Below are 25,449 nucleotides of genomic sequence, written 5' to 3' on the forward strand. Positions count from 1 at the left end.
TCTGGGGCGCGGATCACACCCGGTCCGCGCCCCTCCCTCTTTTGCGACTGCTACGGGATGGGTAAGGTTAGGTTTGCCTCACCGAGAAACGGGATGGCAGCAAAGACAGCGATCCCGGCCCGGGAGGTGAACCCGCGTGTACGTCTGCAGTTGCTTCGGCATCACCGAGGCCCAGGTCAAGCAGCACGCGGAGGACGGTGCCTGCACCCCCCGCCAGATAGCCTCCGCCTGCAAGGCGGGCACCGACTGCGGCTCCTGTGTGCGCCGCATCCAGGCTCTCCTCGGCCGCGGCGCGTGCCCGCGCCGTGAGCTGGCCGACCAGGGCAGGCCGGTTCTCACGGCGCTGGACGAGGCGGCCTAGCTCTCCGGCTGTTCGATGATCTGGGAGATGTAGAGCGCCTCGCCGAGCTTGTCCACCAGCTCCAGCTGGGTGTCGAGGTAGTCGATGTGGTGCTCCTCGTCGGCGAGGATCTCCTCGAAGATGTTGGCGGACGTGATGTCCCCCTTCTCGCGCATCACCTTGACGCCCCGCCGGAGCCGGTCGATCGCCTCGACCTCGATCTGCCGGTCGGCCTCGAACATCTCCCTCACCGTCTGCCCGACCCGGACGTGGAACAGCCGCTGGTAGTTCGGCAGCCCCTCCAGGAACAGGATCCGGTCGGTGAGCACCTCCGCGTGCTTCATCTCGTCGAACGACTCGTGCCGCGTGTACTTGGCGAGCTTGGACCAGCCGAAGTTCTCCTGCATCTTCGCGTGCAGGAAGTACTGGTTGATCGCGGTCAGCTCGCCGGTGAGCTGCTCGTTGAGGAACTCGATGACCTCGGGGTCGCCCTGCATCGCGGCGGCTCCTTCCAAACGCGGTACGGGAAAGGGGTGCGGCCGCATGATTGCACCGGCGGCGAAGATCGTCCAGTAAGTGCGTACTTAGTAAGTACGTGCAGGGTTGATGTCACTTGTCCGATTCATGGACGGGTGGTCAAGGGCACTGCCCGAGGTCTGTCAGGATGGATACATGGGTCATCCGGTGGAGCGAGAGTCTGGAGCAGCGGCAGGGTCCGAGCTTCCGCCGGGTCAGCGGCTCCAGCGCGGCTGGCCGGTCACGCACTACGGCCCCGTCCCGAAGTTCCGGCCCGAGCGCTGGGAGTTCCGGGTCTTCGGCGCCACCGCCGACGGTGACAAGCACACCTGGGGTCACGAGGAGTTCACGGCCCTGCCGTACACCACCGTGGTGGCCGATCTGCACTGCGTGACGAAGTTCAGCATGACCGGCGCGGAATGGGGCGGCATCCCCGCCCGCGCCATCCTCGAGCTCGCCCCGCCGGCACCGGACGTCACCCATGTGATGGTCTGGGCCGAATACGGCTTCAGCTCCAACCTGCGCCTGTCCGACTTCACCTCGGACCGCACCATCTTCGCCACCCACAAGGACGGCGAACTCCTCACCGCCGAGCACGGCTTCCCGGTCCGCCTGGTCGTCCCCCACCTGTACGCCTGGAAGGGCCCCAAGTGGGTCCGCGGCGTGGAGTACATGACCGCCGACCGCCGCGGCTTCTGGGAGGAGCGCGGCTACCACAACATCGGCGACCCGTGGAAGGAACAGCGGTACTCCTACCAGGAGGAGCCGGGGGAGGGGCCGGAGCTCTAGAGCTCGGCGGCCGGCTGCCCGTCGCGCAGCCTCTTCAGCCGTTCCACGTCCGCCGCGTGCCCCTCCCTGCCGCCGGGCGTCTCGATGACCAGCGGTACGCCCTCGGTCGCGGGGTGGGTCATGAGCGCCCGGAACGGGTCCTCGCCGATGTGGCCGGCACCGATGTTCTCGTGCCGGTCCTTGTGTGCGCCGACCACGTCCTTGGAGTCGTTGGCGTGGATCAGCTTCAGCCGGCCCTCGCCGACCGTGTCCACCAGCAGGTCCAGGGTCTGGTGCATCCCGCTCGGCCCGGTCAGGTCGTGCCCGGCGGCGAAGATGTGGCAGGTGTCCAGGCACACGCCCAGCTTCGGATGGGCGTCCAGCGCGTCGAAGTACGGCCCGAAGTCCCAGGTGCGCGAGCACAGGGAGGCGCCCTGGCCGGCGGTCGACTCGAGCAGCAGGAACGGGTCGTCGTCGCGGGTCAGCTCGTCCAGCAGCGGCAGCATGTGCTCGCGCACCTGCTTCAGCGCCACGTCCCTGGCCCGTCCCCCGGTCGCGCTCCCGGTGTGCACGACCACGCCCAGCGCGCCGATCTCCCGCCCGCGCCGCAGCGAGTGCCGCAGCGACTCCACGGACCGCTCGACGGTCGCCTCGGTGTGTGAGCCGAAGTTGATCAGATAGGGGGCGTGCACGTACGCCGGGATCGACCGCTCGGCGCACACCTGACGGAACGCCTCGTCCTGCCGCGGGTTACCGGCGGGCGTGGCCCAGCCGCGCGGATTGGCGACGAAGACCTGCACGGTCTCCGCCCGCAGCTCACGGGCGTACGACAGCCCCACGGAGTGCAGGCCCCCGGCCACCGGGACGTGGCCGCCGACGGGGTTGCGCGGAAGGAGTGCCACAGGGGACGGAGCCGCAGGGGACGGAACGGATGAAACGGACGGGGGCTGAACGGGACTCACCTGTTCAGGGTGTCATGCCCGCACCTCCCCCGGACCACGGTCCGCGGTGACCCCCGTCACCGGATGGTGATCGTGATGCTGGACCCCTTGGGCGCCGTGTCGCCGCCCTTCACCGACTGCTTCTTCACGGTGTCGCCGAACAGCCCGAGCAGCCCACGGTCCTCGTCCACCTGGAAGCCGGCGCCCTCCAGCGCCTTGTGGGCGTCGTCGACGCTGTCCCCGACCACATCCGGGACCTCGACCATCTGCGGGCCCTTGGACAGCGTCAGCGTCACCGTGTCGCCCTCGGCGGCCTGGCTGCCGTCGCCCGGGCTCTGCCGGGCCACCTTGCCCTTGTCGACGTCGGAGTTGACCTGAGCCGGGGCGATCACGACCTTCAGCCCGGCATCGGTCAGCTCCTGCCTGGCCTCGTCCACGTCGTCACCGGTGACGTCCGGGACGTCGACCGGGCTGCCCTTGCTGACGGTCAGCGCGATGGCCGAGCCGGCGTGCCGCTTGGTGCCCGCCGGCGGGGTCGTGCCGATCACGGAGCCCTTGGCGACGTCCTCGCTGAACTCCTGGGTGACCATGCCCGGCTCCAGCCCGTCCGCCTTCAGCCGGGCCCGTGCCCCGGCCAGCGGGCGGCCCGCGACATCCGGCACGTTCACCGTCTCCGGGCCCAGCGAGAGGGTGAGCGTCACCGAGTCGTGGTCGCGGATCCGGGCGCCGGGCGCCGGGTCGGTGCCTATGACCGTGCCGCGCTGGACGGTGTCGTCGTACTGGCGCTTGACCTGGCCGACCTCGAGACCGGCGGCCTCGAGCCGGTCCCGCGCCTGCGCCTCCGTCTTCGACAGCAGCGGCGGGACCTTCGTGAACTGGCCGGAGTTGATGTACCAGACCCCGGCGCCCACGCCGAACACCGCCAGCACGGCGGCGACGATCGTCAGGACCAGGCGCCGCGACCGCCGCGCGGGCACGGGCGGCGCCTGCAGCCGGCTCGTGTGCTGGACGGCACCCCCGGCACCCCCGGCCGTCTCGTCCTCGTTCACGGGCAGCGGCCGGGGCACGGTCAGCGAACGCGGGATCACGCTCGTACGGTCACCGGCGTTGTCGTGCTCCGCGGACAGCGCCTGCGGGGGCACCGCGTCCAGCTGCTCGTCGCCCAGCCCCTGGCGCGCCTCGCGCAGCCGGGCGAGCAGTGCCACGGCGTCGTGCGGCCGGACGTCCGGGGTGCGCGCGGTCGCCGACGCGACCAGCTCGTCCAGCTCGTACGGCAGGCCCGGTACCAGCGCCGAGGGCGGCGGCACGTCCTCGTGGACGTGCCGGTAGAGCACCTGGGCGGGGGAGTCCCCGGAGTGCGGCTTGGCGCCGGTCAGCATCTCGTAGAGCACCACACCGCAGGCGTAGACGTCGACGCGCGGATCGGCAGTGCCCTGCTCGATCTGCTCGGGCGCGAGATACGACACGGTCCCGAGGACGGCGCCGGTCGTGCTGGTCACCGTGTCCACGGACCGGACCAGCCCGAAGTCGGCGACCTTGACCCGGCCGTCGTCACCTATCAGCACGTTCTCGGGCTTCATGTCCCGGTGCACGAACCCGGCCCGGTGCGCGGCGCCCAGCGCGGCGAGGACCGGCTCGAGGATGCCGAGGGCCGCGCGGGGCTGCAGCGCGCCCCGCTCGCGCAGCACGTCCCGCAGGGTGCACCCGGCGACGTACTCCATGGCCAGGTACACGTACGACCCGTCGGTCCCCTGGTCGAAGACCTGAACCACGTTGGGGTGCGCGAGCCGGGCGACGGACTTCGCCTCGCGGATGAACCGCTCCACGAAGGATCCGTCGGCCGCGAGCGTCGGGTGCATCACCTTCAGCGCGAGAACGCGGTCCAGGCGGGTGTCCAGGGCCCGGTAGACCGTGGCCATCCCGCCGACCGCGATCCGTGCGTCGACGCGGTATCGGCCGTCGAGCACCTGCCCGACGAGGGGGTCCTGAAGGGTCGTATCCACGCAGGGGAGTCTACGAGGGCCGACCGACAGTGCCGCACGCTGTGCTGTTCCGGGGACGGAATGCAGCACAGCTGTGACGCCCCGCGATCAGAAGGCCGGGCGTTCGGGATCGAGGTGGGCGCGGCCCTGGGCCGGGGAGGAGGCCTCCGCGAAGTGCCTGCGCGGGATCCGCCCCGCCAACCGGGCCAGCCGGCCCCCCTCCACCGCATGCCTCATCGCGGCGGCCATGATCTCCGGCTCCTGCGCCCGGGTCACGGCAGAGGCGAGCATCACCCCCGCACACCCCAGCTCCATGGCCAGCGCGACATCGGACGCCGTACCGGCCCCCGCGTCCAGAATCACCGGCACGCGCGCGTGCTCGACGATCAGCTGGAAGTTGTGGGGGTTGCGGATCCCGAGCCCCGACCCGATGGGCGACCCCAGCGGCATCACCGCCGCGCACCCGACGTCCTCCAGCTTCCGCGCCAGCACGGGATCGTCATTGGTGTACGGCAGCACCGTGAACCCGTCGTCGACCAGCGTCTCCGCCGCCTCCAGCAGTTCCACGGGATCCGGCAGCAGCGTCCGCTCGTCGGCGATGACCTCCAGCTTGACCAGGTCCGTGCCCAGCGCCTCCCGCGCCAGCCGCGCGGTCAGCACGGCCTCGCCCGCGGTGAAACAGCCCGCCGTGTTCGGCAGCACCCGGATGCCTAGCTTCTCCAGCACCGACAGCACCGAGCCGTGCACGGAGGGGTCCACCCGCCGCATCGCGACCGTCGTCAGCTCCGTACCGGAGGCGACCAGCGCCCGCTCCAGCACGTCCAGGCTGGGCGCGCCGCCCGTGCCCATGATCAGCCGCGAGGAGTAGGCCGTACCCCCGAGGACGAAGGAATCGTCGGCCATGGCTCAGCCTCCCTGGACCGCGGTGAGGACTTCGACCCGGTCGCCCTCGGCCAGCGCCGTGGACGCCCACTGCGCGCGCGGGACGACGGTCTCGTTGACGGCGGCGGCCACCCCGGACGGTGACGGGGCCAGCGACCGTACGACGATGTCGAGGGCGGTACCCGGAACGATCTCCCGGCGCTCTCCGTTGACAGAGATCGAGATGCTCATGCGGGCTGCTCCATGAGGACGGCGCCGAAGCGCTGCGGCGTGAACGGACGGGCCTCTTCCGGCAGTTCGCCGTCGGCCAGCAACCGGGCCAGCACATCGCCGGTGACCGGCGTGAGCAGCACCCCGTTGCGGTAGTGCCCGGTGGCCAGCAGCAGCCCGTCCAGCCCGGACGGGCCGAGCAGCGGCGCGTTGTCCGGGGAGCCGGGGCGCAGGCCGGCCCGGGTCTCGGTGAGCGGCAGTTCGGTGATGCCCGGCACCAGTTCATGGGCGTCGCGCAGCAGCTCGTACACCCCGCCCGCGGTGACCGTCGTGTCCCAGCCCAGCTCCTCGCTGGTGGCGCCGACGACCAGTTCGCCGTTCTCGCGGGGCACCAGGTAGACATGGCTGCCGCGGACCACGGCCCGTACGGTACGGCTGAGGAACGGCGCGTACCGGCGCGGCACCGTCAGGCGCAGCACCTGGCCCTTCACCGGCCGCACCGGTGGCAGCAGCGCCTGAGGCACGCCCGCGAGCCGTCCGCTCATGCTCCCGGCCGCGAGCACCACCTGTCCGGCGCGCAGTTCGGTCCCGTCCGCCGTGGTGACCCCGGTGGCCCGGCCACCCGCGACGTCCAGCCGCTCGGCCCACGCGCGGTGGAAGGTGACGCCCGCCCGCTCGCACGCGACCACCAGGGCCGCCGCCAGCCGGCGGGGGTCGATCTGGTGGTCGCCGTCCACCCGCAGGCCGCCGCGCACCCCGGGTGCCAGCATCGGCTCCAGGCGCCGGCACTCCCGCCCGGACAGCCACTCCGACTCCAGGCCCGAGCGCCGCTGCAGGGCGTGCAGCTCGCGCAGATCGGCGCGGTCGTCGGCGTCGAGCGCGACCGCCAGGGTGCCGCAGCGGCGGTAGCCGAGGTCATGGCCAGTCAGCTCGGTCAGCTCGGCCGCGAAGTCCGGGTAGCGGCGGGCCGATTCGAGGTTCAGGGCGAGCAGTCTCTCCTCGCCGTAGTGCAGTTCGGTGACCGCGGCCAGCATTCCGGCCGCGACCCGCGCGGCCCCGCCACCGGGCTCGGGGTCCACCACGGCCGTGGCGAGCCCGCGCTGTGCCGCGCGCCAGGCCGTGACCAGGCCGATGATTCCGCCCCCGATGACCAGGACATCGGGCGTATCGGACGTACGTGACGACATGGGCGTCCAGCCCCTCCCTTCGCCGGCATGACCCGGATCAGGTTCGTACGGTCGGAGGCCGCCAGCCTCCCTCTCAGCCCGGTGCGTCCGGGCTCCCGCGAGTGCTTGTACGGTGGCCACCCTAGCCCGCCGCACTCCTCACCCGTAAGGGAGCCCCTGCCGATGCCCCGCTCGCTCGACGGACTGACCTTCGCCCCCGTGGCGGACCAAGCCCCAGGTCAGGTGGGCACCCGCACCCGGTTCGCGTACCACGAGAAGGACGGCGAGATCTGGGCCGAGTACACGGGCGGCGACGTCGTACGCGGCCATCTGGTCGGCACCCGGGAGGGCGACCGGCTGGACTTCCGCTACGTCCAGCTCAGGACCGACGGGACGACCGCCTGCGGGCACTGCGTGTCCACGGTCGTCGAGCTGCCGGACGGGCGGGTGCGGCTGGAGGAGACCTGGGAGTGGGAGTCCCGGGCGGGCTCCGGCACGAGCGTTGTGGAACAGCTCACCGAGCAAGCCCGCTGACTGACGCTCCGTCACGTGTCTATGGTGATCTATTGACGGAGCTATGTCGAACGTGCTGCTACTAGCGGTTTTGCCGCTGGTAGCAGCGTCGCTCAGGCCGCTTGGGCCGTCGTGAGCTTTCCCGGCCGCTGCATACATGCCGTCCACGGCTGACCGGGTGCGGCTTTCGCTGCTCGGCATGAGGTGCGTGTAGACCTTCAGTGTGAATCCCGGATCACTGTGCCCGAGGTACTGACTTAGAGCCTTGATGCTCTCTCCCGCGTCCAGCAGCACGGAGGCGTAGAAGTGCCTCAGCGCGTGCATGCCGTCCTCACGCGACGCTTGGGCCCGCTTGCCCCGCTCAGGCTTCGGGATGACCCCTGCGGCCACGAGAGCAGGTTTCCGGACACTGAGGTTGAACGTGTTCCGATGCAGCGCTGGACCACTCGAAGTGGAGGGGCCCGCTCGTGGCGGGCCCCTGAGGCGTCACTGATGGGCTGGGCATGTCCGGTGGGTCATGCGGCCCACTTGAATCAGTCGTGAGCGCTCATGCGTTTAGCAGCGGGTGCCGACCGCGGGGTTCAGGAGGCCCACGACCTTGTTACGACAGTGGCCAGAGCGATGGTGGCCAGGACGGAACGAGCTCGCGTGATTCTCTCCCTCGTGTGAACAGCGATCGCCTGATGACTGCGTCGCATTCATCGACAGGAAACGCCCATACAGTGAAAGAGCGAAAAACCAATATAACGGAGGTCATTCCGGCAGTCCTCGTGCTAGCGCAAGCCTGGGTGCCATCCGATGGGTCAGCCCCACTGACCCATCGGACACGCCTTGGGGCCACAGGCTCCTGCTGGACAGCGCCTAGGAACCATGTTCGCGACGCGGGATGGGCACCTGTTTCACGGTGCCTGAGCCGTGGAAGGGCTGATGGGCAATTCTTTGCTCTTTGGAGGACTTCGTGCCGGAAGATTTTGACGACATCCCTGAGGTCGAGGTCGAGGTCGAGGTCGAGGAGGACACCCTCGACGAGACCGGGGTTGACCCCAAGGACATCGAACTGGTCATGGCCCAGACCGGTAAGTCAAGGGCGGTCGCGGTCAAGGCTTTGAAAGAGAGCGGCGGCGACCTCATCAACGCGATTATGGCGGCCGGCGAAGCCAGATGGTGATTGGCCGGCGTCGTCCTCTAGGGGAGGACGAGGGGCTCTGTTCCGATGGACGGGGTGGCCCGCTGCTGCGGGATGGCGGGCAGGGCTGTGACTTCAGCGCGGCGTCTCTCGCAGCGAGACCCGTCCACGACCTCCCCGGGCAGATCACCTAGGCGGGTGTCAGGCCAGGGTGCGCGCCGGGGTCTACTGGGTGGTGGGGCACGGCACCCCACTACCCAGTAGACACCCCAGTAGCGCGCTCAGAAGGCTTCTACCGGCGTGTTTCTACTGGGGACCCCACTACCCACTACCCAGTACCCAGTAGAGCCGCCCACGGCGCCGTCGTGGCAACCGGGGAAGGCGGCCGAAGGGGTGTCCGCCCGAAGGGCGGTCCGAAGCGGCCACCTCCCGCACCCCAGGGCCCGGCGACCTGACGTCGCCGGGCCCTCGGCATGTCGCTGGTCGCTCCCCAGCATCCGCACTTCGTTTGACCAGCGGACGAACTGAGGCGAACAGCGCCCCTGGCCAATTTCGTTTCGACCGTCCTCATCAACTGGCCAGGACAAGCGGAGAACTCTCACTGGAGTCGTAGGACGTTCAGTATCAGATGCTGGGGCTGGTCCCTTGCATCATGCCCAGACCGAGGTCTCCGGTCCCAGTCGTCCACAGGCTGCCGGTGTTGGCCTGGAAGGCGACTTGCCCACCGATGATGCTGGGGCTGGTGCCTGCCGCCATGCCCAGGTGGAGATCTCCCGTTCCGAGTGTGCCGGCCACCCACAGGCTGCCGGTGTTTGCCTGGAACGCGGCTTCATAGCCACCGCCAGGGGCGGTCGCGATGCTGGGGCTGGTGCCTGGCAACATGCCCAAGCCGAGGTCCGCGGTTCCCAGACTGCCCGTCACCCACAGGTGACCCGTATTGGCCTGAAACGCGACTTCATAGCCAGCGCCAGTGGTGGTCGTGATGCTGGGGCTGGTGCGTGCCGCCATGCCCAGGTGGAAGTCACCGGTTCCGAGGCTGCCCGTTACCCACAGGTCGCCGGTGTTGGCCTGGAACGCGACCTCATAGCCATCAACGCCACCAGCATCGACGGTCGTGATGCTGGGGCTGGTGCCTGGCATCATGCCCAAACCGAGGTCTGCGGTTCCAAGACTGCCGGTCACCCACAGATGGCCGGTGTTGGCCTGGAACGCGACTTCATAGCCATAACCGCCACCGGCATCGACGGTCGTGATGCTGGGGCTGGTGCCTGGCATCATGCCCAGACCGAGGTCTGCGGTTCCGAGACTGCCGGTCACCCACAGATGGCCGGTGTTGGCCTGAAACGCGACTTCATGGCCGCCGAAAAAGGACGTGAAACTGGGGCTGGTGCCACGCATCATACCTAGGCCGGCGGGGCGGGCTGGTGCTCCTTCGCCGGCCACCCACAGCTCGCCGGTATTGGCCTGGAACGCCCCCTCAAATGGAGTGGCGGCCCGCAGCGTGCCCCTGTGCTCGGTGGGAGTGGCGGGTTTGACCCGGCCCTGGGCCCCGTGCGGATTAATGCGCATGCTCGCTGGACGGGCAGATCGAGTCTGGACCGATGGCAGCTTACTGTCGGGCCTGACCGCCTTCATTCGTACAGATGCGCAAGAGGGCTCGAGCGTGCGTCGCCGTGCCTCATTCTCGGAGCCGGGCACCGCGGTTAGGCCATCTGCGCTTCGTAACGCCACGCCGGACACGGCGCTGATGCTTGCCGGGGCCGCCGCCGCGGATCCCGATGCACCGATCGCCGCCGCGGTCAGCGCTGCAGCGAACGTCAACGCGGTGAATATGCTTGAAGTTCGTCTAACTGTCACAGCTGTCTCCATCTCGTTCAGAATTGCTGATCGGCGAGGTCCCGATCAGCCGAACACTCATCCCTCCTTTGCTGACTTCAGCGGACTGGCATCCCTCAGAACAGGGCGCAAAGGAGTTCCTTCTCTGGAGAGAGCGCAAAAATTCCAACATGTGACGGGGGTTCGGCTCAGCGGGTGAGAGGTTCATCCTGATCGAGACATCCTTCGATCGATTCCGGGAATTCCTCCACGGGTTAGGCTGCGGGGACAGGTACCCAACAGGTAGCCCAAGCCGCCCGAGGGTGCGCTTGGAGGGTGCCTACATGGTGGTGGTGGGATTCCACGCCCGCGATCGTTCCTAGCAGTCCGGTCTTCCGGTAGTCAGTCGGAGTAACCGGAGCGATCTGTATTGCAATCGAATCTGCCCAGCCTCACGATTCTGATCAAGCAGCGATCAGCTGCCGGGTCCCGCTCGACGAGCACGAAAGGGACGCAGACCCCAAGGATTACCTCTGAGGAGGATCATGGCCAAGCCCCCGCGGCGCATCGTCGCAGCATTATTAGCCGCGCTCACTCTCATCCTGTCCTTAGCGGTCCCGGCCCTTGCCAGCCAGTCGACGCCGCTGCCGTATCCCACCCGGTCGGACTATCACATCAAGGGAATTCAGCCTGACTTCTGGCCGAACAAGGACGAGATCGCCGGCAACAACGCCGGCGGTGTGTCGATGAACCTGGTCTGGGCATTGTGGCAGCCGAGCGTTAAGGCCGCTCCGTGCGCCCCGAACGAGCAGGAGTACGACGGGCTCTGCTTTGTCATCGACGGGGCAGCGGACTCGGCCATCAAGGAGTGGAGCGATCGCGGGCTGGTAGTCACCGCCATCGTCTACGGCACCCCCGCATGGGCACGCCAGGGGCGCCCGTGCCCCCAGGCCCCGCCGATGGACATCTTCTGCGTACCCAACAACCCGGCAGACTTCGCTCGCTTCGCGGGCATGCTGGCCCAGCGTTACGACGGACTGCACGGGCACGGCCGGATCGCGGATTTCGTGATCGACAACGAGGTCAACACCAACACGTGGTTCAACATCGGCTGCGGCAACGGCACCCCCTGTGACGCCAACGCGTGGCTCGACCAGATCGCGGCCAACTACAACGCCGCCTACGACCGCATCACTGCCGAGCAGCCGAACGCCAAGGTGCTGACCTCACTGGAACACCACTTCGGCCGGGAATTCGACAACCCTGCCGGCGGAATGCTGTCCGGCATGACCGTACTGGACGGCCTGGCCGCCCGGGCGGGGAATCGACAGTGGCGAGTGGCCTACCACGCCTACCCCTCGAACCTGTTCAGCCCGTCCTTCTCCGCCGACGACTACCCCATGGTTACTTTCGGCAACATCGGCGTCCTCCTGGGGTGGCTGCACCAGCGCTTCCCGGACAAGCCACACGCCTGGACCGTCCAGCTCACCGAGAACGGGATCAACTCCGGCACCCAGTCCAACGAGGCGGCCCAGGCCAACATGCTGTGCTGGAGCCTCTTCAACGTGCTCGGCACACCGGGCATCGAAAGCTACATCTACCACCGCATGCAAGACAATCCGGGTGAGGGTGGTCTCCAGCTCGGTATGCGCCGAACGGACGGCTCGGCCAAGCCCGCGTGGTCGGTCTGGGCACTGGCCAACCGCAACGATCTGTCCCCAGCGAAACTCTCCTGCGGCTTCGAGCACCTTCCCTACACCGTGCTGATGCGCGGCTACAACCCAAGCCGCGGTCATGTCGCTTCTTCCCGGGCGCTGCCGCCCGGATTCAGCGTCGAAATGAACTGGCATCTCTTCCGTGAAGAACGACCCGGAACAGTCATGCTCTACGAGTGCAAGGTCGGCGGACACTCCATGCTGACCCGAGACCCAGGATGCGAGGGCCAGTTCCCCTTGGGACCCGTTGGCTACATCAACACCAACCCAGTACCCGGGGCCATTCCCCTCTACCGCTGTTACCTCCCCTCCAGCGGCGATCACTTCGTATCGCCACGCGCCGACTGCGAGGGCAACAACCCCGCCGAATCACTCCTCGGCTACGCCATGCAGTGACCCTGGACCCACCGACAGATGACCTAGTCGGGACGGAACTGCCCCAGAGGGCACTGTCACACGACCTATCGGACACTACCTAGGGCCAGGTGTCAGGAAGTGTCAGCGCGCGCTGTCAGGGAGCGTGACACCCGCGCCTGTCTAGGGGTTTGGGTGTCAGGCGGCCGTGACGGTGTTAGGCGTTAGGCGGGTGTCAGGGCAGGCAGGGTGCGCCGCCGGGCTCTACTGGGTAGTGGGGCACGGCACCCCACTACCCACTGCCCAGTAGAGCCGCCCACGGCGGCGACGTGGCAACCGGGGAAGACGACCGAAGGGTCGTCCGCCCGAAGGGCGGTCCTTCTTGCTTTTCTCCGTCGACGGCCTGGCGCCCTGCTCTGCCGGCGCCCGCTTGTCTTGTCGCTTGTCGCCCGCAGAACAAGGACGCCCGCAGACTCGTTCTGGGCGCGAAAACCACGCCTGACCTGCGAGCCGACAAGCGACAAGACAAGACAAACGACAAGCGGGACGACAGGCTGCCGACCGTGTCGCTTGCTCCGGGCCGGGCCGTCTGTGGGCCGTCCGGGGGTGGCCGGCGACGACAGACAACAACAGGCAACGAGTGCTTCATCCCTGGTGACGAGGGCATCGCGTGGCCCATTTGCAGGTAGACGATACCCGTCAGTTGTCTATGGTGATCGGGTGAGCGAGCAGACAACGCAAGAGGGCACGTCACAGGGGCGGCGCGTGGTCGTGGTCGGCGCGGGCATGGCCGGCGTGCAGACCGCGGTCGCCCTGCGGGAACAGGGCTTCAAGGGCACCGTCACCGTCATCGGCGCCGAGCCCCACCAGCCCTACGACCGGCCGCCGCTGTCGAAGGCCGTGCTGCTCGGCACGGCCGAGGGCTCCGCCTTCGACGTGGACTTCGAGTCGCTCGACGTCGAGCTGCGGCTCGGCTGCGAGGTGCTGGGCGTGCGCCCCGCCGCGCACGAGCTGGACACCGAGGCGGGCCCGGTGCCGTACGACGTCCTGGTCCTCGCCACCGGCGCGGAACCGATCGCGCTGCCCGGCACCGAAGGCGTGCCCGGCGTGCATCTGCTGCGCACCCTGGACGACGCCGAACGGCTGCGGCCGGTGCTCGCCCGGCAGCACGAGATCGTGGTCGTCGGCGCCGGCTGGATCGGCGCCGAGTTCGCCACGGCCGCCCGCGAGGCCGGCTGCGCGGTGACCGTCGTGGAGGCCGCCGACCGGCCGCTCGCCGGAGCCCTGCCCGCCGAGGTCGCCGCCCCCATGGCCGCCTGGTACGCCGACGCGGGCGCGGAACTGCGCACCCACGCGCGCGTGGAGCACGTCGAGCCCGGCGCGGTCGTCCTCACGGACGGCACCCGGCTGCCCGCGGACGCCGTCGTCGTCGGCATCGGCGCCCGCCCCGCCACCGCCTGGCTGGCCGGCTCCGGCATCGAGCTGGGCCCGCACGGGGACGTCCTCGCCGACGACCGTCTGCGCACCTCCGAGCAGGACGTGTACGCCGTCGGCGACTGCGCCTCCTTTCCCTCCGCCCGCTACGGCGAACGGCTGCTCGTCCACCACTGGGACAACGCCCTCCAGGGCCCGCGCACGGTCGCCGCGAACATCCTCGGCGAGACCCCGGCCGTCTACGACCCGGTGCCGTACTTCTGGTCCGAGCAGTTCGGCCGCTTCGTCCAGTACGCCGGCCACCACGCCGCGGCGGACCGCACGGTGTGGCGCGGCGATCCGGCAGGCCCGGCGTGGACGGTGTGCTGGCTGCGCGAGGACCGCCTGGTGGCCCTGCTGGCGGTGGGCCGACCGCGTGATCTGGCGCAGGGCCGCAGGCTGATCGAAGCGGGCCGCAGGATGGACTCCGAGGCGCTGGCGGACCCGGGCAGACCGCTGAAGGACGCAACGGCCGACTGATCAACGCCCTGGGCGGCAGCGTGCCCAGGGCGCGGGGAACCGCGCGACCAGCCGCAACGGCGCCGCACCCGGCCGACACCACCCGGCCCCCACCACATCGCGGCCAGTCCGGCGGAGCGCCTACCCTTGGTGCCGTGACCGAGATTGACGCAAAGATCGATGCTCTCGTCCCCGCCTGGCTCACCCTCCCCGACATCGCCGAACAGCTCGGCGTCGAGGTGACGCGTGTGCGGCAGCTGGTCAAGGAGGGCCAGCTCATCGCCGTACGCCGGGGTGAGAACCGTGCGCTGCACGTCCCCGCCGCCTTCATCGACGGGGACAAGGTCGTGAAGGGCCTGTCCGGCACCCTGACGCTCCTGCGGGACGACGGCTTCACGGTCGAAGAGATGATCGAGTGGCTTTTCACCCCTGACCCGACCCTGCCCGGCACCCCCGCGCAGGCCCTGAGCGAGAATCGCGGCACGGAGGTGAAGCGCCGGGCCCAGGCGCTCGCCGTCTGAGCCGACCCGCAGCATCAGCGGTGGCGTGCGGACCGTCGTGATCCGCACGCCCCCGTGCCAGCCGCCCGCACACCCGTCAGGGGGACCACGTATGTCCGACACCGCACGCGCCGCGCTCGCCGACGCCCGTCTGTACCTCTGCACGGACGCCCGCAAGCGCCAGGGCGACCTGCCGGAGTTCCTGGACGCGGTCCTGGCCGGCGGTGTCGACATCGTGCAGCTGCGCGACAAGGGCATGGAGGCCGCCGAGGAGCTGGAGCACCTGGAGGTCTTCGCGGACGCCTGCGCCCGGCACGGCAAGCTCCTCGCGGTGAACGACCGCGCGGACGTCGCCCACGCCGCCCGCGCCGACGTGCTGCACCTCGGCCAGGGCGACCTGCCCGTTCCCGCGGCCCGGGCCGTCCTCGGTGAGGGCGTGCTGATCGGCCGGTCCACGCACGCCGAGTCCGAGGCCGCCGCGGCCGCCGTGCAGGACGGCGTGGACTACTTCTGCACCGGCCCCTGCTGGCCCACCCCCACCAAGCCCGGCCGCCACGCCCCGGGCCTCGACCTGGTCCGGTACACCGCCGGCCTCGGCACCGGCCGCCCCTGGTTCGCGATCGGCGGCATCGACCTCGGCACCCTCGACGAGGTGCTGGACGCGGGCGCCCGCCGGGTGGTCGTCGTCCGCGCGATCACCGAGGCCGCCGACCCGGGAGCGGCCGCCGCGGAGTTCGCCAAGCGGCTGCGGCAGGCCTAGCGAGGCCCGCTGTCCATCTTTTTGTCCAAGGGATGGACAGGGGGGCGACAATTCGGGCAAATTTCCGGCATCCGGTTGGGGGACCGCCCACCCCTGGCTAACCTGCCCGTATGGCCCTCGGAACCGCATCCACCAGGACTGATCGCGCACGGACCGTGCGCGAGATCCTCGCCACCGGCAAGACGACGTACTCGTTCGAGTTCTCGGCACCGAAGACCCCGAAGGGCGAGCGGAACCTGTGGAGCGCGCTCCGGCGGGTCGAGGCGGTCGCGCCCGACTTCGTCTCCGTGACCTACGGTGCCGGCGGTTCCACCCGCGCCGGCACGGTCAAGGAGACCCAGCAGATCGTCGCCGACACCACGCTCACCCCGGTCGCCCACCTCACCGCGGTCGACCACTCCATCGCCGAGCTGCGCAACATCATCGGCCAGTACGCGGACGCCGGGATCCGCAACATGCTCGCCGTGCGCGGCGACCCGCCCGGCGACCCCATGGGCGAGTGGGTCCCGCACCCGCGGGGCCTGACCTACGCCGCCGAACTCGTCCGGCTCATCAAGGAGTCGGGCGACTTCTGCGTGGGCGTCGCCGCGTTCCCGGAGATGCACCCCCGTTCCACGGACTGGGACACCGACGTCGCCCGCTTCGTGGACAAGTGCCGTGCAGGCGCCGACTACGCCATCACACAGATGTTCTTCCAGCCGGAGTCGTATCTGAGGCTGCGCGACCGTGTGGTGGCCGCGGGCTGTGACACCCCGGTGATCCCCGAGGTCCTGCCGGTCACCAGCGTGAAGATGCTGGAACGGTTGCCCAAACTCTCCAACGCGGTCTTCCCGGACGCCCTGAAAGAGCGGATCCTCACAGCGAAGGACGATCCGGCGGCGGTACGCTCCATCGGTATCGACTTCGCCACGGAGTTCTGTGCTCGGCTGCTCGCCGAGGGAGTGCCCGGACTGCACTTCATCACGCTCAACAACTCCACGGCGACCCTGGAAATCTACGAGAACCTGGGCCTGCACCATCCCCCGCAGGCCTAGACCGGCCGCACCGCGATACGACACACTGCGTAGCGGTCACTGGGAGAGGGGCGTACATGGGCTGGACGGTCCTCTACATCGCGTTCGGCGTCGTCGCACTGTGGTTGCTCGGCGAGGTGCTGCTGCAGTACAAGGCGCGCCTGCGCTGGCGGCTGCTCGCGTTCGCCGGCTTCCTCGGTGTCGTGGTCGGTGTGCTGATGCCGTCCGTGATCGTGATCGGCGTCGGCGCCATCGCCTTCGCGATCGGCCAGACCTACGTCACGCTCTCGTTCCGCCGCGGTTTCGCCGCCGGCTGGGCGGTCAAGCGCCCCGACGCCGAGACCGGCGGCGCCAGCAAGCGCCGCCGCGGCAGGTCGGACCGGCACGAGGCGGAGCCGGAGGGAGCCGGCCTGGAGGCCGACGGCCCGGCCGACGACCGGGACCACGGGCAGGCCGCCTACCCGCAGGACCACGGCGCCTACGACGACTACGACCGCGACGACGTCTTCACCCCGGCCCCGCGCCCCGGCGAGCCGACCGCGGCCGAGGCCACCACCGTCTACGAGCCCCAGCCTCTCCCCGAGGACACCGGCTCCTACGGCGTCTACGGCGACACCGCCGCGTACGCGAGCGCCGCCCAGTCCCAGGGCGCCGAGCAGCAGAACTACGCCTACGACTACTCGGGCTACGGCCAGCAGCAGGGCTACGGCTACGACACCAGCGGGCAGCAGCAGGCCTACGCCAACTACTCCGACCCGTACATCGGCAGCCAGTCCTACGACGGTGCCTCCTACGACACCGGCTACTCGGGGCAGTACGGCCAGCAGGGCTACACCCAGGACCCGTACGCCGGCGGCGACTACGGCGCGACCCCCGCGGGCGGGGTGTGGGTGCCGCAGCAGCGCACCGACGAGACCTACGGCGGCGAACTCCCGCAGGAGCAGCCCTACCCCTACCAGGGCCATGCCCAGCAGCCGCAGCCCGGTGCCGGGTACGACGAGCAGTACCGTTTCTGAGGGCTGAGCCCCGCTCACCGGGAGCCGCGGAACTCCGGCCCCTCCACGATCAGCCCCGCCACCAGCGCGCCCGACATGCCGGCGTGCGGCAGGCCACCGCCGGGGTGCGACCAGCCGCCGACGGTGAACAGGCCGGCCAGCTCGGTGGTGTTGCCCGGGTGCAGCAGGCGTCCGGCGCCGGCCGCGAGCGCCGGGGCCGGTACTGCGCCGCCCACCGCGCCCGTGGCCTCCTCGATGGCGGCAGGGGTGCGCACCTCCTTCCAGAGGACCCGGTCCCGCAGGCCGGGCACGGCCCGCTCCGCCACCTCGATCATGGCCTCGGCGTGGCCGTCGAAGGCCTCCCCGCCGGCCCGGCCCTCCTCCTGGAGGACGGCGGGGACCACCGAGGACAGGACGACCGCCTCATGGGCGGCGTCCGGCACCAGCGCCGGGTCGTCGGGCCGCAGCACGGTGACGGTCGGGCGGGCCACCACCCCGCCCGGGGTGCCGAACAGCAGCTCCCGCTCGGTCTCCCGGTCCTCCGCGTGGACCACGGTCCGGTGGGCCGCGCCCTGCGGCCGCTCGCCGCGCAGTGCCAGCAGCACCGTGAGCCGGCTCGGCATCCCGCGCTGCGGCGTGACCCCGTCGTCGCCGCGCACGGCCGTGCCCGCGACGAACCGGCCGAGGACGTCCGGGGCGACACCGGCCACCACGAAGTCCGCCTCGGCCACCTCGCCGTCCCTCAACTCCACGCCCGCCGCACGGCCGTCCTTCTCCAGGATCCGTACGACCTCCGCGCCGAAGACGAACTCGACCCGGCGCTCCACGCACCGCTCGTACACCGCGCGCGCCAACTCCCGCAACCCGCCGCGCACGTACCAGGTGCCGAAGGCGTGCTCCATGTAGGGGAGCACGGCCGCGCTCGCGGGAGCGGTGCGCGGATCGAGGCCGTGGGCGAGTGCGGAACTCTCCAGCACGGCCGCCAGACGCTCGTCGCGCAGCTCGAGGGAGCCGATCCCGGACAGCGTGCGCGCCGACCGCGTGCGCAGCAGACGCCGGTGCGGGACGGCCGGATACGGTTCCTTCTCGGCCAGCACCTGCCAGTTGGGCCACAGCGGCTCCTCCAGCAGCGGCCTGCGCGTGCGGTCCCAGGCCTCCCGGGCCCGCACCAGGAACGCGCCCCAGCGCTCACCCGCGCCCGCGCCCAGCGCCTCGTCCAGGGCCGCGACCACACCCGCGCGCGAGGCGTTCGGCAGCGACACCACGCTGCCGTCCGGGAAGACATGCCGCGCGGACGGATCGACCTGGACCAGCTCGACGCGGTCCTCCAGCGGCTCCTTGCCGGTCTTGACGAACAGATCGCGGTACACGGCGGGCAGCGTCAGCAGTCCCGGGCCGGTGTCGAAGGCGAAACCGTCCCGCTCGAGGCGGCGCACCGCGCCGCCGTACGTCTCCGTACGCTCGTACACCGCCACCCGGTGGCCCGCGACGGCCAGCCGGGCAGCGGCCGCCATCGCGCCCATCCCGGCGCCGATCACCGCAATCCGTGCCATGCCTGCGACTTTATCGACCGCCACTGACAGTCCGCTCCGCGGGCAGGTCAGGGGGGCGCGCGGCCGGTCCGGGCACGCCCGTGGCCGGCTGAGTACGCGTACTCAGATCGCGAGATGAGTACGCGCACGGATGAGCCGGGACCGGTGCGGACGGGAGAGTGGAGACACGGCAAGGGGCGCGGCCCGGCACCGCCGGCACGGGGCGGCGGAACGGCGCCCGCCACCTGGCCGCTCCTTCCGCCGATCCGTCGGCGGAAGCGAGTCGGGGGACCCGGGGACGACCACCCGGGGGACCATCGGGGGAAGACCGTACGGGGGAGTACGGGGAGTGCGAAGGCGCCGGTCCGGCAGCGGACCGGCGCCTTCCTCGTCTGCTCAGCCCTTCCCGCTCACGCGCCCCTGGAGCAGCCGGGACAGAGCCGCGTGGACGTCGTCCAGGGAGCGCTCCGGCTGGAACGACTTCCAGTCCAGCGCGGCCACCAGGACCATGCCGACCAGCGCGGCCGCCGTCAGCTGGACGTCGATCTCGTCGCTGAACTCGCCGGCCGCCACGCCCTCGCGCAGTACGCCCTCGACGACCGCGACGGCCTCCTGCCGCACCACCATCAGCGTGGACTGCCAGGCCCGGTTGGTGCGCCACAGCTCGGCCACGTACAGCTGGGTGAAGGCCGGGTAGCGGTCGATGAAGACCAGGCCCGCGCGGACCATCGCGTCCAGCGCGTCCACCTTGCTGCCGCCCACGCGCGCGGTCTCCTCCGCCGCCTCCTTCAGAGAGGCGGTGAGCAGGCCCACCCCGTGCCGCAGCAGCTCCTCGAAGAGGACCGACTTGCTCGCGAAGTTGTAGTAGACCGTGCCCTTCGCGACCCCGGCCCGCTCCGCGATCTCGTCCACCGTGGTCGCGGAGAATCCCTGCTCGGCGATGAGCGTGACGGCCGCCTCGTAGAGCTTCTGCCGGGTGGCCTCGCGGCGGGTGCTGCCGCCTGACCTGGCGCTGCTGCTTTCCATGGCCCTGATTCTCACAGGTACGCGCGCGTGCGGTGGCCGCTTGCCGATCACAGGCTCAGCTCGGGGTGCAGCCGGTCCAGCGTCCACACCTGGCGGCGCCGGGCCGCGAGGGCGGTCAGCGCGAGGGCGCCCGCGGTGAACGCCGTGAGCACGGCGCACGCCTGCCAGACCGGGCCGAGCCCGCCGCCCGTGATCAGCCGGCGCAGCGCCGCCACGATGTAGCTCATCGGCAGGAACGGGTGGATCGCGTTGAAGAAGCCCGGGCTGGTCTGCACCGGGTACGTGCCGCCCGCCGAGGTCAGCTGCAGCATCAGCAGTGCGAGCACGAGGATCCGGCCGGCCGCGCCGAAGCGGGCGTTCAGCCACTGCACGATCGCCGCGAAGCACGCCGTGACCAGGCACAGGAAGCCGATCGTGCCCGCCGCGCGCAGCATCTGCAGACCGATCGCCCAGTGCAGGACGGCCATCAGGGCCGCCACTTGGAGCACGCCCACCGCGACCACCGGCAGCCAGCCCGCGAGCGCGATCCGCCAGGCCGGCGAACCGGCCGCCAGGGCACGCCGGTTGAGCGGCGGGATCAGCATGTAGGCGACCATCGCGCCCACCCACAGCGACAGCGGGATGAAGTACGGGGCGAAGCCGGTGCCGTAGTTGGGTGCCTTGTGCAGGTCGTGGGCGGCCAGCTGGACCGGGTCGGCCATCACGCCGGTGCGCTGGTCGCGGTCCTTCTTGTCGTAGTCCGGGATCTTCCTGGCGCCGTCGTGCAGTCCGCCGGCGAGCTTGTCCGAGCCGTCGGACAGCTTGTACAGGCCGCCGTTGAGGGTCTCGGCGCCCGAGGCGGCCGTGCCGATGCCCTGGTCCAGAGCGGTCGCGCCGGTCTGGGCGGTGCCGATCCCGGTGTGCAGCTTCTTGGCGCCGGCGGCGACCTGCTGGGCGCCGTCGTTCAGCTTGTTGATCTTCGCGACGGCGTCGTCGACGTCGTCGTACAGGTGCGGTGCGCGCTCTTCGAGCGCCGTGGCCTGCTTCTGGAGGGTGCCGAGGTTGTCCCGCATCGTCTTGAGGTCGCCGTCCTGATCGGCGATGAGCGTGTTGAGGTCGTCGGCGACGGTGGCCACCTCGGCGGCGGCGTTCCTGGCCTTCTTGAGGTCGGGGCAGACCGGGTCGGGGATCGTGGCCGTCTCGCAGCGCCTCGTGTAGACCTCGTCCAGGACGGCCGAGTTCAGGTGGGCGGCCTTCGCGGCGCCCGGGGCGACCTTCACGAGGACGTCGAGGTTGTCCTTGACGGTCCTGGCCGAGTCGGCGACCAGGCGGGCGGTGTCCCCGATGGTCTTCTCGTTGTCCTTCAGGAACGGACCGGCCTTGGCGTAGACGCCGTTGACCTTGTCGGCGAGCGCCTTCGTGCCGTCGGCCACCTGCCGGGAACCGTCCTGCAGGTCACCCGCGCCGGTGTTCAGTTTCGTCAGGCCCTTGGCCAGCCTGCCGCTGCCGCTCCTGGCGTCCTTCAGCCCGTCGGCGAGGTCCTTCGAGCCCTTCTCCGCCTTCCCGATGCCGGTGTTCAGCCGGTCGGCGCCGTCGGCGGCCGTGACGGTCTTGTCGTGGATGCCGGAGAACGAGACGAAGATCTTGTCCAGGAAGGTGCGCGACGCCTTGCTGGAGGCGGCGGAGCGGACCTCGTTGAAGACGGTGCGGGAGATCTGGCCGACGATGTAGTTGTTCGCGTCGTTGGTGCGCACCCGAAGGGCGCCGGTCTCCGGTGAGGCACCGGAACTGGAGGCGATCCGCCGGCTGAAGTCGGCCGGCATGGTCAGCGAGAGGTAGTAGGTGCCGTTCTCGACGCCCGCGCGGGCCTCGGCGTCGCTCACCTCGTGCCACTCGAAGGTCCGGCTGTCGCGCAGCCCGTCGACGATGTCGTCACCGGCGCTGATCTTCTTCCCGCCCGCCGTGGCGCCCTTGTCGTCGTTCACGAGTGCCACCGGGATGCGGTCCAGACGGCCGTACGGGTCCCAGAAGGACCACAGGTACAGGGCGCCGTAGAGCAGGGGCAGGACGAGCAGTGCCACCAGGGCGGCGCGCGGCAGCTTCCCGCGTCCGAAGCGCCTCAGCTCGAGGGCGGCCAGCCTAGGCGAGCGCATCGGCGTCCTCCTTCGGTTCGCTGTTCTCGCCGCTGTTCTCGCGGCTCTCGTCCTTGCCGCTCAGCGCGCCGGTGGCGTCCGGCGCGGTCCGTACGACGACGCAGTCACCGGGGGCCGTGCGGCAGACGACCACCACCGTCGTCCCCGCGCGCGCGAGGGAGCGCATGAGGTCCCACAGTTGGGCGCGTTCGGCGTCCGAGAGCTTCATGTCGATGTCGTCGACGCCGAGCAGACCGGGCCGGCCGAGCAGGGCCAGGGCGACGGACAGGCGCAGTTCCTGCGGCCGCCCCAGGTCGCGCACGGCCGTCCGGGATCCCTTGGGCAGCGTTTCGAGGTCGAGTCCGGCGGCGGCCAGGGCCGCGTCGACACGCAGGCGCGCCTCGTGCACGCGCTGGGCGCGCGGGCGCAGCAGATCGCGCAGGGAGTCGCCGAAGCGGCTCTGCAGGAGGGCCCGTTCGCGCAGGTGCTCGCCGACGGTCAGGGCCGGCTCCGGGTCGGTCACCCCGGCCACGTTGGCGACCGCGCTGACGCGGCGCAGCCCCGCCATGTGCCGGGGGAGTTTGAACCCGCCGACGGTGGCCACTCCTTCGGTGGGCTTCATCCGTCCCGTGAGCGCGAGCAGCAGACAGGTGCGGCCGGAGCCGGACGGTCCCTCGATCGCGATGAGTGAGCCGGGTTCCGCATCGAGCGTGATGCCTCGGAAGGCCCACCCCCGCGGCCCCTTGAGTCCGAGGCCCTCGGCCCTGACGTGCACGCCGTCCACAAGCCCCCCTGTAGATTCCGCGTTTTTGAACTGACTGGTCAGTGCAAAAATACGCCCGAACCTACGATCGAGGCAAAGGCCCAGGTCAGAACGGATTGTCAGTGCCATACCTCACGATGGGCACATACGGCATTCGTGCCGTCACCCAGACGACAGGAGGTTCGTCATGGCCAACCCGTCCGCAGCCGCCGCCCGCCGGCGCCGCGCCACCGGCCCTGCCCCCTCACTGACCGGCCCGGCGAGCGATGTGCACCCCGTGCTCCGCCGGGCCACGGCTCCGCCCGCCGCCCTCGACCTGCTCGCCCAGGCCCGCGCCGCACTGGACGAGGCCACCGTCCTGGAAACACCGAACGAGCGCTACGCGACGGCCCACCTCGCCGCCCTGCGCACCGCCGCCGCCGTGCTCGCCGCACGCGGCCGTCCCGAGACCTCCCCGCGCCGCCGCGCCCGCATCCGCAGCGCCTGGGAAGTGCTGCCCGAGATCACCCCCGAACTGACCGAGTGGAGCGCGCTGTTCGCCTCCGGCGCCGCTCGGCGCGCCCGCGCCGAGGCCGGCATCCGGGGTGCGGCGAGCCGGCGGGACGCCGACGACCTGATACGGGACGTGGGGATGTTCCTGCGCATCGTCGAGCGGATGCTCGTCCTCCAGCCGGTCCTGCCCCAGCCCCGTCAGGAGGCCGGGGAAGCCGGTGAAGCGGCCGGGCCGAGAACGCGCAGCGACCTCCCGGACGCCGGCTGATCACCGGTTGGTCCGCCGTGCGAGACGGACACGGCCGTACCCGGGCACGGTGACCGGGGGCGCACCGGAGGCAATAGGGTGGAGGTCGCCTGAAGCCTTCCAGCCCTGCCGAGGAGTCAACTGCCGTGTCGGACCCGAGCCGCCCCCGCGCCTCCCTCCGTACCGCCGTGGTCTGGGAGGTGCTCCAGGACGCCCTCGACCGCCGGGTCAAGGGCACGGGTCGCGAGTCGCTGGACGTCCTCGACACCGGCGGTGGCAGCGGCAACTTCGCCGTCCCCGTCGCCCGGCTCGGCCACCGTGTCACCGTGGTCGACCCCAGCCCGAACGCACTGTTCGCGCTGGAGCGCCGGGCCGCCGAGGCCGGCGTGGCCGACCGGGTCCGGGGCGTCCAGGGCGATGCGCACGGCCTGTTCGACGTGGTCGAGCCCGGAGGCTACGACGCCGTGCTGTGCCATGGCGTCCTGGAGTACGTGGACGACCCGGCCGAGGGCGTCCGCAACGCCGTCGCCGCGCTGCGTTCCGAGGGCGTCCTCAGCCTGCTCGCCGCCGGCCTCGGCGGCGCCGTGCTCGCCCGCGCCCTCGCCGGCCACTTCACGGAGGCCCGGCAGGCGCTGACGGACCCCGACGGCCGCTGGGGCGCCGGTGACCCGGTGCCGCGCCGCTTCACCGCCGAGCAGCTCACCGCGCTGGTCGAGGGCGCGGGTCTGCGGGTCGGCGCCGTGCACGGCGTGCGGGTCTTCGCCGACCTCGTCCCCGGCGTCCTCGTGGACACCGAGCCCGGCGCCCTCGACGCGCTCCTGAAGCTGGAGGCCGCCGCGGCCGAACTGCCCGCCTTCCACTCCGTCGCGACCCAGCTGCATGTGCTCGGCGAGACCCAGGGTGCCGCCGAGGGCTGAGCCGACTGCCGTGACCCGCTGCTGATCAGGGCCTTGGCAGCGGATGGAGTACGCCACAAGACCCCCGATCGTGGGGTTTGCGCCGTATGATCGAGGTACACCACCCGGCATGACGGGTCGGCCGCCGGGGAATGGAAGCCTCAGCGAGCCGGGACGGCCATGACGGATTTCGGTTGGCCAATTGGCGTAGAGGGGCGGGTTTCACGGGGGCGATTCCCTGCCTATCCTGAAGGGACCCCCCCGGTCGCCCCGGCGACTGCACGATGAGGAGGACTCCGTGCCGCTCTCGGAGCACGAGCAGCGCATGCTCGAGCAGATGGAGCGAGCGCTGTACGCCGAAGATCCCAAGTTCGCGTCGGCGCTTGAGGGAAGCGGGCTGCGCACGTACACCCGGCGGCGGGTCTACCAGGCGGTCGCGGGCTTCCTCGTGGGTATCGCGCTCCTCATGGCCGGAATGGTCGCGCAGCTGATCTGGGTCAGCGTGGTGGGTTTCCTCGTCATGCTGGGCTGTGCCGTACTCGCCGTCACAGGCTGGCGCAAGGCCCCGAAACCGGGCGAGCAGCCCGCGGGCGCCGTCCGCCGCCAGGCGCGGCCGAAGCGCTCCATGATGGATCGGATCGAGGAGCGCTGGCAGCGCCGCCGGGACGAGCAGGGCCGCTAGCCGTCCGGCGGTTTTTCACGGCCGCCGACCGACAGCGCCCGCAGACAACACCTGCAGACAACGTCGAGGGGGGGGGGGGCGCAGGGGGGGGGGGGGGGGGTGCCGCGCGGGGGTTGGGGGGGCTGTGCGGGCCCGAGGCCTGGCTGCACCACTGGGCGGCCGTACGCGGCCT

At 70.7% G+C, this 25,449-nt stretch carries 24 protein-coding genes, 1 pseudogene and 1 riboswitch; of the genes and pseudogenes, 13 read left to right on the forward strand and 12 right to left on the reverse strand.

The window, feature by feature from the left end:
• The first annotated feature begins 136 nt into the window (after positions 1-136).
• Positions 137-361: a (2Fe-2S)-binding protein gene (locus ACZ7HQ_RS03990; RefSeq protein WP_470984292.1), complete on the forward strand. Its 225-nt coding sequence runs from the start codon at positions 137-139 to the stop codon at positions 359-361.
• Here the strand turns inward: ACZ7HQ_RS03990 and bfr are convergent.
• Positions 358-837, reverse strand: coding sequence for a bacterioferritin (bfr, locus tag ACZ7HQ_RS03995; RefSeq protein WP_470984294.1), 480 nt, complete (start codon positions 835-837; stop codon positions 358-360). The two genes, ACZ7HQ_RS03990 and bfr, sit on opposite strands and share 4 nt — an antisense overlap.
• Before the next feature lie 175 nt (positions 838-1,012).
• Between bfr and ACZ7HQ_RS04000 the strand changes: the two genes are divergently transcribed.
• A complete protein-coding gene (locus tag ACZ7HQ_RS04000; protein ID WP_470984297.1) occupies positions 1,013-1,645 on the forward strand; it encodes a sulfite oxidase-like oxidoreductase in 633 nt (210 codons plus the stop codon).
• Here the strand turns inward: ACZ7HQ_RS04000 and ACZ7HQ_RS04005 are convergent.
• The 5 genes from ACZ7HQ_RS04005 to thiO all read right to left on the reverse strand — a co-directional run bounded on the left by ACZ7HQ_RS04005 (position 1,642) and on the right by thiO (position 6,826).
• Entirely contained in the window at positions 1,642-2,526 is an 885-nt protein-coding gene (locus ACZ7HQ_RS04005; RefSeq protein WP_470984299.1) for a deoxyribonuclease IV, read from the reverse strand. The two genes, ACZ7HQ_RS04000 and ACZ7HQ_RS04005, sit on opposite strands and share 4 nt — an antisense overlap.
• A gap of 116 nt (positions 2,527-2,642) precedes the next feature.
• Positions 2,643-4,568 (reverse strand): Stk1 family PASTA domain-containing Ser/Thr kinase, encoded by a 1,926-nt coding sequence (pknB, locus tag ACZ7HQ_RS04010; RefSeq protein WP_470984300.1) that lies wholly within the window; start codon positions 4,566-4,568, stop codon positions 2,643-2,645.
• 87 nt (positions 4,569-4,655) lie between these two features.
• Positions 4,656-5,450, reverse strand: a complete 795-nt coding sequence (locus ACZ7HQ_RS04015; protein WP_470984302.1) for a thiazole synthase — start codon at positions 5,448-5,450, stop codon at positions 4,656-4,658.
• 3 nt (positions 5,451-5,453) lie between these two features.
• Positions 5,454-5,654, reverse strand: a complete 201-nt coding sequence (gene thiS / locus ACZ7HQ_RS04020; RefSeq protein ID WP_470985201.1) for a sulfur carrier protein ThiS — start codon at positions 5,652-5,654, stop codon at positions 5,454-5,456.
• A gap of 2 nt (positions 5,655-5,656) precedes the next feature.
• Positions 5,657-6,826, reverse strand: a complete 1,170-nt coding sequence (thiO, locus tag ACZ7HQ_RS04025) for a glycine oxidase ThiO (protein WP_470984305.1) — start codon at positions 6,824-6,826, stop codon at positions 5,657-5,659.
• Positions 6,824-6,935: riboswitch (TPP riboswitch) on the reverse strand. Its footprint overlaps the gene before it by 3 nt.
• A 53-nt stretch (positions 6,936-6,988) precedes the next feature.
• Between thiO and ACZ7HQ_RS04030 the strand changes: the two genes are divergently transcribed.
• Positions 6,989-7,339, forward strand: a complete 351-nt coding sequence (locus ACZ7HQ_RS04030; RefSeq protein ID WP_470984307.1) for an avidin-fold protein — start codon at positions 6,989-6,991, stop codon at positions 7,337-7,339.
• Between the two features lie 123 nt (positions 7,340-7,462).
• On the opposite strand, the pseudogene ACZ7HQ_RS04035 reads toward ACZ7HQ_RS04030, so the two are convergent.
• Positions 7,463-7,747: pseudogene (locus ACZ7HQ_RS04035) on the reverse strand (tyrosine-type recombinase/integrase); the annotation flags it as partial.
• Between the two features lie 517 nt (positions 7,748-8,264).
• Here ACZ7HQ_RS04035 and ACZ7HQ_RS04040 point away from each other — a divergent pair.
• Positions 8,265-8,486, forward strand: a complete 222-nt coding sequence (locus ACZ7HQ_RS04040; protein ID WP_470984308.1) for a UBA domain-containing protein — start codon at positions 8,265-8,267, stop codon at positions 8,484-8,486.
• Positions 8,487-9,068: 582 nt separating this feature from the next.
• On the opposite strand, the gene ACZ7HQ_RS04045 is transcribed toward ACZ7HQ_RS04040, so the two are convergent.
• Positions 9,069-10,013, reverse strand: coding sequence for a hypothetical protein (locus tag ACZ7HQ_RS04045; RefSeq protein WP_470984311.1), 945 nt, complete (start codon positions 10,011-10,013; stop codon positions 9,069-9,071).
• Between the two features lie 791 nt (positions 10,014-10,804).
• On the opposite strand from ACZ7HQ_RS04045, the gene ACZ7HQ_RS04050 reads away from it, so the two are divergent.
• From ACZ7HQ_RS04050 to ACZ7HQ_RS04075, 6 genes are all read left to right on the forward strand, one after another.
• Positions 10,805-12,370, forward strand: coding sequence for a DUF5722 domain-containing protein (locus ACZ7HQ_RS04050; RefSeq protein ID WP_470984314.1), 1,566 nt, complete (start codon positions 10,805-10,807; stop codon positions 12,368-12,370).
• A 678-nt stretch (positions 12,371-13,048) separates the two neighbouring features.
• On the forward strand, positions 13,049-14,281 hold the full coding sequence (locus ACZ7HQ_RS04055; protein WP_470984317.1) for an NAD(P)/FAD-dependent oxidoreductase: 1,233 nt from the start codon (positions 13,049-13,051) through the stop codon (positions 14,279-14,281).
• Positions 14,282-14,415: 134 nt separating this feature from the next.
• Complete coding sequence (locus tag ACZ7HQ_RS04060) at positions 14,416-14,781, forward strand: Rv2175c family DNA-binding protein (RefSeq protein WP_055707421.1); 366 nt, start codon at positions 14,416-14,418, stop codon at positions 14,779-14,781.
• 91 nt (positions 14,782-14,872) lie between these two features.
• Positions 14,873-15,520 (forward strand): thiamine phosphate synthase, encoded by a 648-nt coding sequence (gene thiE / locus ACZ7HQ_RS04065; RefSeq protein WP_470984319.1) that lies wholly within the window; start codon positions 14,873-14,875, stop codon positions 15,518-15,520.
• A 110-nt stretch (positions 15,521-15,630) separates the two neighbouring features.
• Positions 15,631-16,554 (forward strand): methylenetetrahydrofolate reductase [NAD(P)H], encoded by a 924-nt coding sequence (gene metF, locus ACZ7HQ_RS04070; RefSeq protein WP_470984322.1) that lies wholly within the window; start codon positions 15,631-15,633, stop codon positions 16,552-16,554.
• A 56-nt stretch (positions 16,555-16,610) separates the two neighbouring features.
• Positions 16,611-17,549: an SCO2102 family sporulation regulator gene (locus tag ACZ7HQ_RS04075; RefSeq protein ID WP_470984324.1), complete on the forward strand. Its 939-nt coding sequence runs from the start codon at positions 16,611-16,613 to the stop codon at positions 17,547-17,549.
• Positions 17,550-17,563: 14 nt separating this feature from the next.
• Here the strand turns inward: ACZ7HQ_RS04075 and ACZ7HQ_RS04080 are convergent, their stop codons facing one another.
• The 4 genes from ACZ7HQ_RS04080 to ACZ7HQ_RS04095 form a co-directional block, all read right to left on the reverse strand.
• Positions 17,564-19,081, reverse strand: a complete 1,518-nt coding sequence (locus tag ACZ7HQ_RS04080) for a phytoene desaturase family protein (protein ID WP_470984326.1) — start codon at positions 19,079-19,081, stop codon at positions 17,564-17,566.
• A gap of 375 nt (positions 19,082-19,456) precedes the next feature.
• Positions 19,457-20,086 carry a TetR/AcrR family transcriptional regulator gene (locus ACZ7HQ_RS04085; RefSeq protein ID WP_470984329.1) on the reverse strand — a complete coding sequence of 210 codons (630 nt, stop codon included), beginning with the start codon at positions 20,084-20,086 and terminating at the stop codon, positions 19,457-19,459.
• A gap of 47 nt (positions 20,087-20,133) precedes the next feature.
• Positions 20,134-22,218, reverse strand: coding sequence for a YhgE/Pip family protein (locus tag ACZ7HQ_RS04090; protein ID WP_470984331.1), 2,085 nt, complete (start codon positions 22,216-22,218; stop codon positions 20,134-20,136).
• On the reverse strand, positions 22,205-22,981 hold the full coding sequence (locus tag ACZ7HQ_RS04095) for an ATP-binding cassette domain-containing protein (protein ID WP_470984333.1): 777 nt from the start codon (positions 22,979-22,981) through the stop codon (positions 22,205-22,207). The genes ACZ7HQ_RS04090 and ACZ7HQ_RS04095 overlap by 14 nt, the downstream gene beginning before the upstream one ends.
• Before the next feature lie 166 nt (positions 22,982-23,147).
• On the opposite strand from ACZ7HQ_RS04095, the gene ACZ7HQ_RS04100 reads away from it, so the two are divergent.
• The 3 genes from ACZ7HQ_RS04100 to ACZ7HQ_RS04110 all read left to right on the forward strand — a co-directional run bounded on the left by ACZ7HQ_RS04100 (position 23,148) and on the right by ACZ7HQ_RS04110 (position 25,277).
• Entirely contained in the window at positions 23,148-23,720 is a 573-nt protein-coding gene (locus ACZ7HQ_RS04100) for an SAV_6107 family HEPN domain-containing protein (RefSeq protein ID WP_470984334.1), read from the forward strand.
• Between the two features lie 125 nt (positions 23,721-23,845).
• On the forward strand, positions 23,846-24,616 hold the full coding sequence (locus ACZ7HQ_RS04105) for a methyltransferase (RefSeq protein WP_470984337.1): 771 nt from the start codon (positions 23,846-23,848) through the stop codon (positions 24,614-24,616).
• A 277-nt stretch (positions 24,617-24,893) separates the two neighbouring features.
• Positions 24,894-25,277, forward strand: a complete 384-nt coding sequence (locus ACZ7HQ_RS04110) for a DUF3040 domain-containing protein (RefSeq protein ID WP_469592184.1) — start codon at positions 24,894-24,896, stop codon at positions 25,275-25,277.
• Positions 25,278-25,449: the final 172 nt, after the last annotated feature.

This window comes from Streptomyces sp. NPDC037290, from assembly GCF_055603245.1.

What these genes read in the sequence shown, in the direction of transcription:
- thiE (WP_470984319.1), top strand. Translation starts at nt 14,873, where the DNA reads ATGTCCGACACCGCACGCGCCGCGCTCGCCGACGCCCGTCTGTACCTC.
- metF (WP_470984322.1), top strand. Translation starts at nt 15,631, where the DNA reads ATGGCCCTCGGAACCGCATCCACCAGGACTGATCGCGCACGGACCGTG.
- ACZ7HQ_RS04075 (WP_470984324.1), top strand. Translation starts at nt 16,611, where the DNA reads ATGGGCTGGACGGTCCTCTACATCGCGTTCGGCGTCGTCGCACTGTGG.
- ACZ7HQ_RS04045 (WP_470984311.1), bottom strand. Translation starts at nt 10,013, where the DNA reads ATGCGCATTAATCCGCACGGGGCCCAGGGCCGGGTCAAACCCGCCACT.
- ACZ7HQ_RS04030 (WP_470984307.1), top strand. Translation starts at nt 6,989, where the DNA reads ATGCCCCGCTCGCTCGACGGACTGACCTTCGCCCCCGTGGCGGACCAA.
- ACZ7HQ_RS04090 (WP_470984331.1), bottom strand. Translation starts at nt 22,218, where the DNA reads ATGCGCTCGCCTAGGCTGGCCGCCCTCGAGCTGAGGCGCTTCGGACGC.
- ACZ7HQ_RS04000 (WP_470984297.1), top strand. Translation starts at nt 1,013, where the DNA reads ATGGGTCATCCGGTGGAGCGAGAGTCTGGAGCAGCGGCAGGGTCCGAG.
- ACZ7HQ_RS04085 (WP_470984329.1), bottom strand. Translation starts at nt 20,086, where the DNA reads ATGGAAAGCAGCAGCGCCAGGTCAGGCGGCAGCACCCGCCGCGAGGCC.
- bfr (WP_470984294.1), bottom strand. Translation starts at nt 837, where the DNA reads ATGCAGGGCGACCCCGAGGTCATCGAGTTCCTCAACGAGCAGCTCACC.
- ACZ7HQ_RS04100 (WP_470984334.1), top strand. Translation starts at nt 23,148, where the DNA reads ATGGCCAACCCGTCCGCAGCCGCCGCCCGCCGGCGCCGCGCCACCGGC.
- ACZ7HQ_RS04080 (WP_470984326.1), bottom strand. Translation starts at nt 19,081, where the DNA reads ATGGCACGGATTGCGGTGATCGGCGCCGGGATGGGCGCGATGGCGGCC.
- thiO (WP_470984305.1), bottom strand. Translation starts at nt 6,826, where the DNA reads ATGTCGTCACGTACGTCCGATACGCCCGATGTCCTGGTCATCGGGGGC.
- ACZ7HQ_RS04015 (WP_470984302.1), bottom strand. Translation starts at nt 5,450, where the DNA reads ATGGCCGACGATTCCTTCGTCCTCGGGGGTACGGCCTACTCCTCGCGG.
- ACZ7HQ_RS04050 (WP_470984314.1), top strand. Translation starts at nt 10,805, where the DNA reads ATGGCCAAGCCCCCGCGGCGCATCGTCGCAGCATTATTAGCCGCGCTC.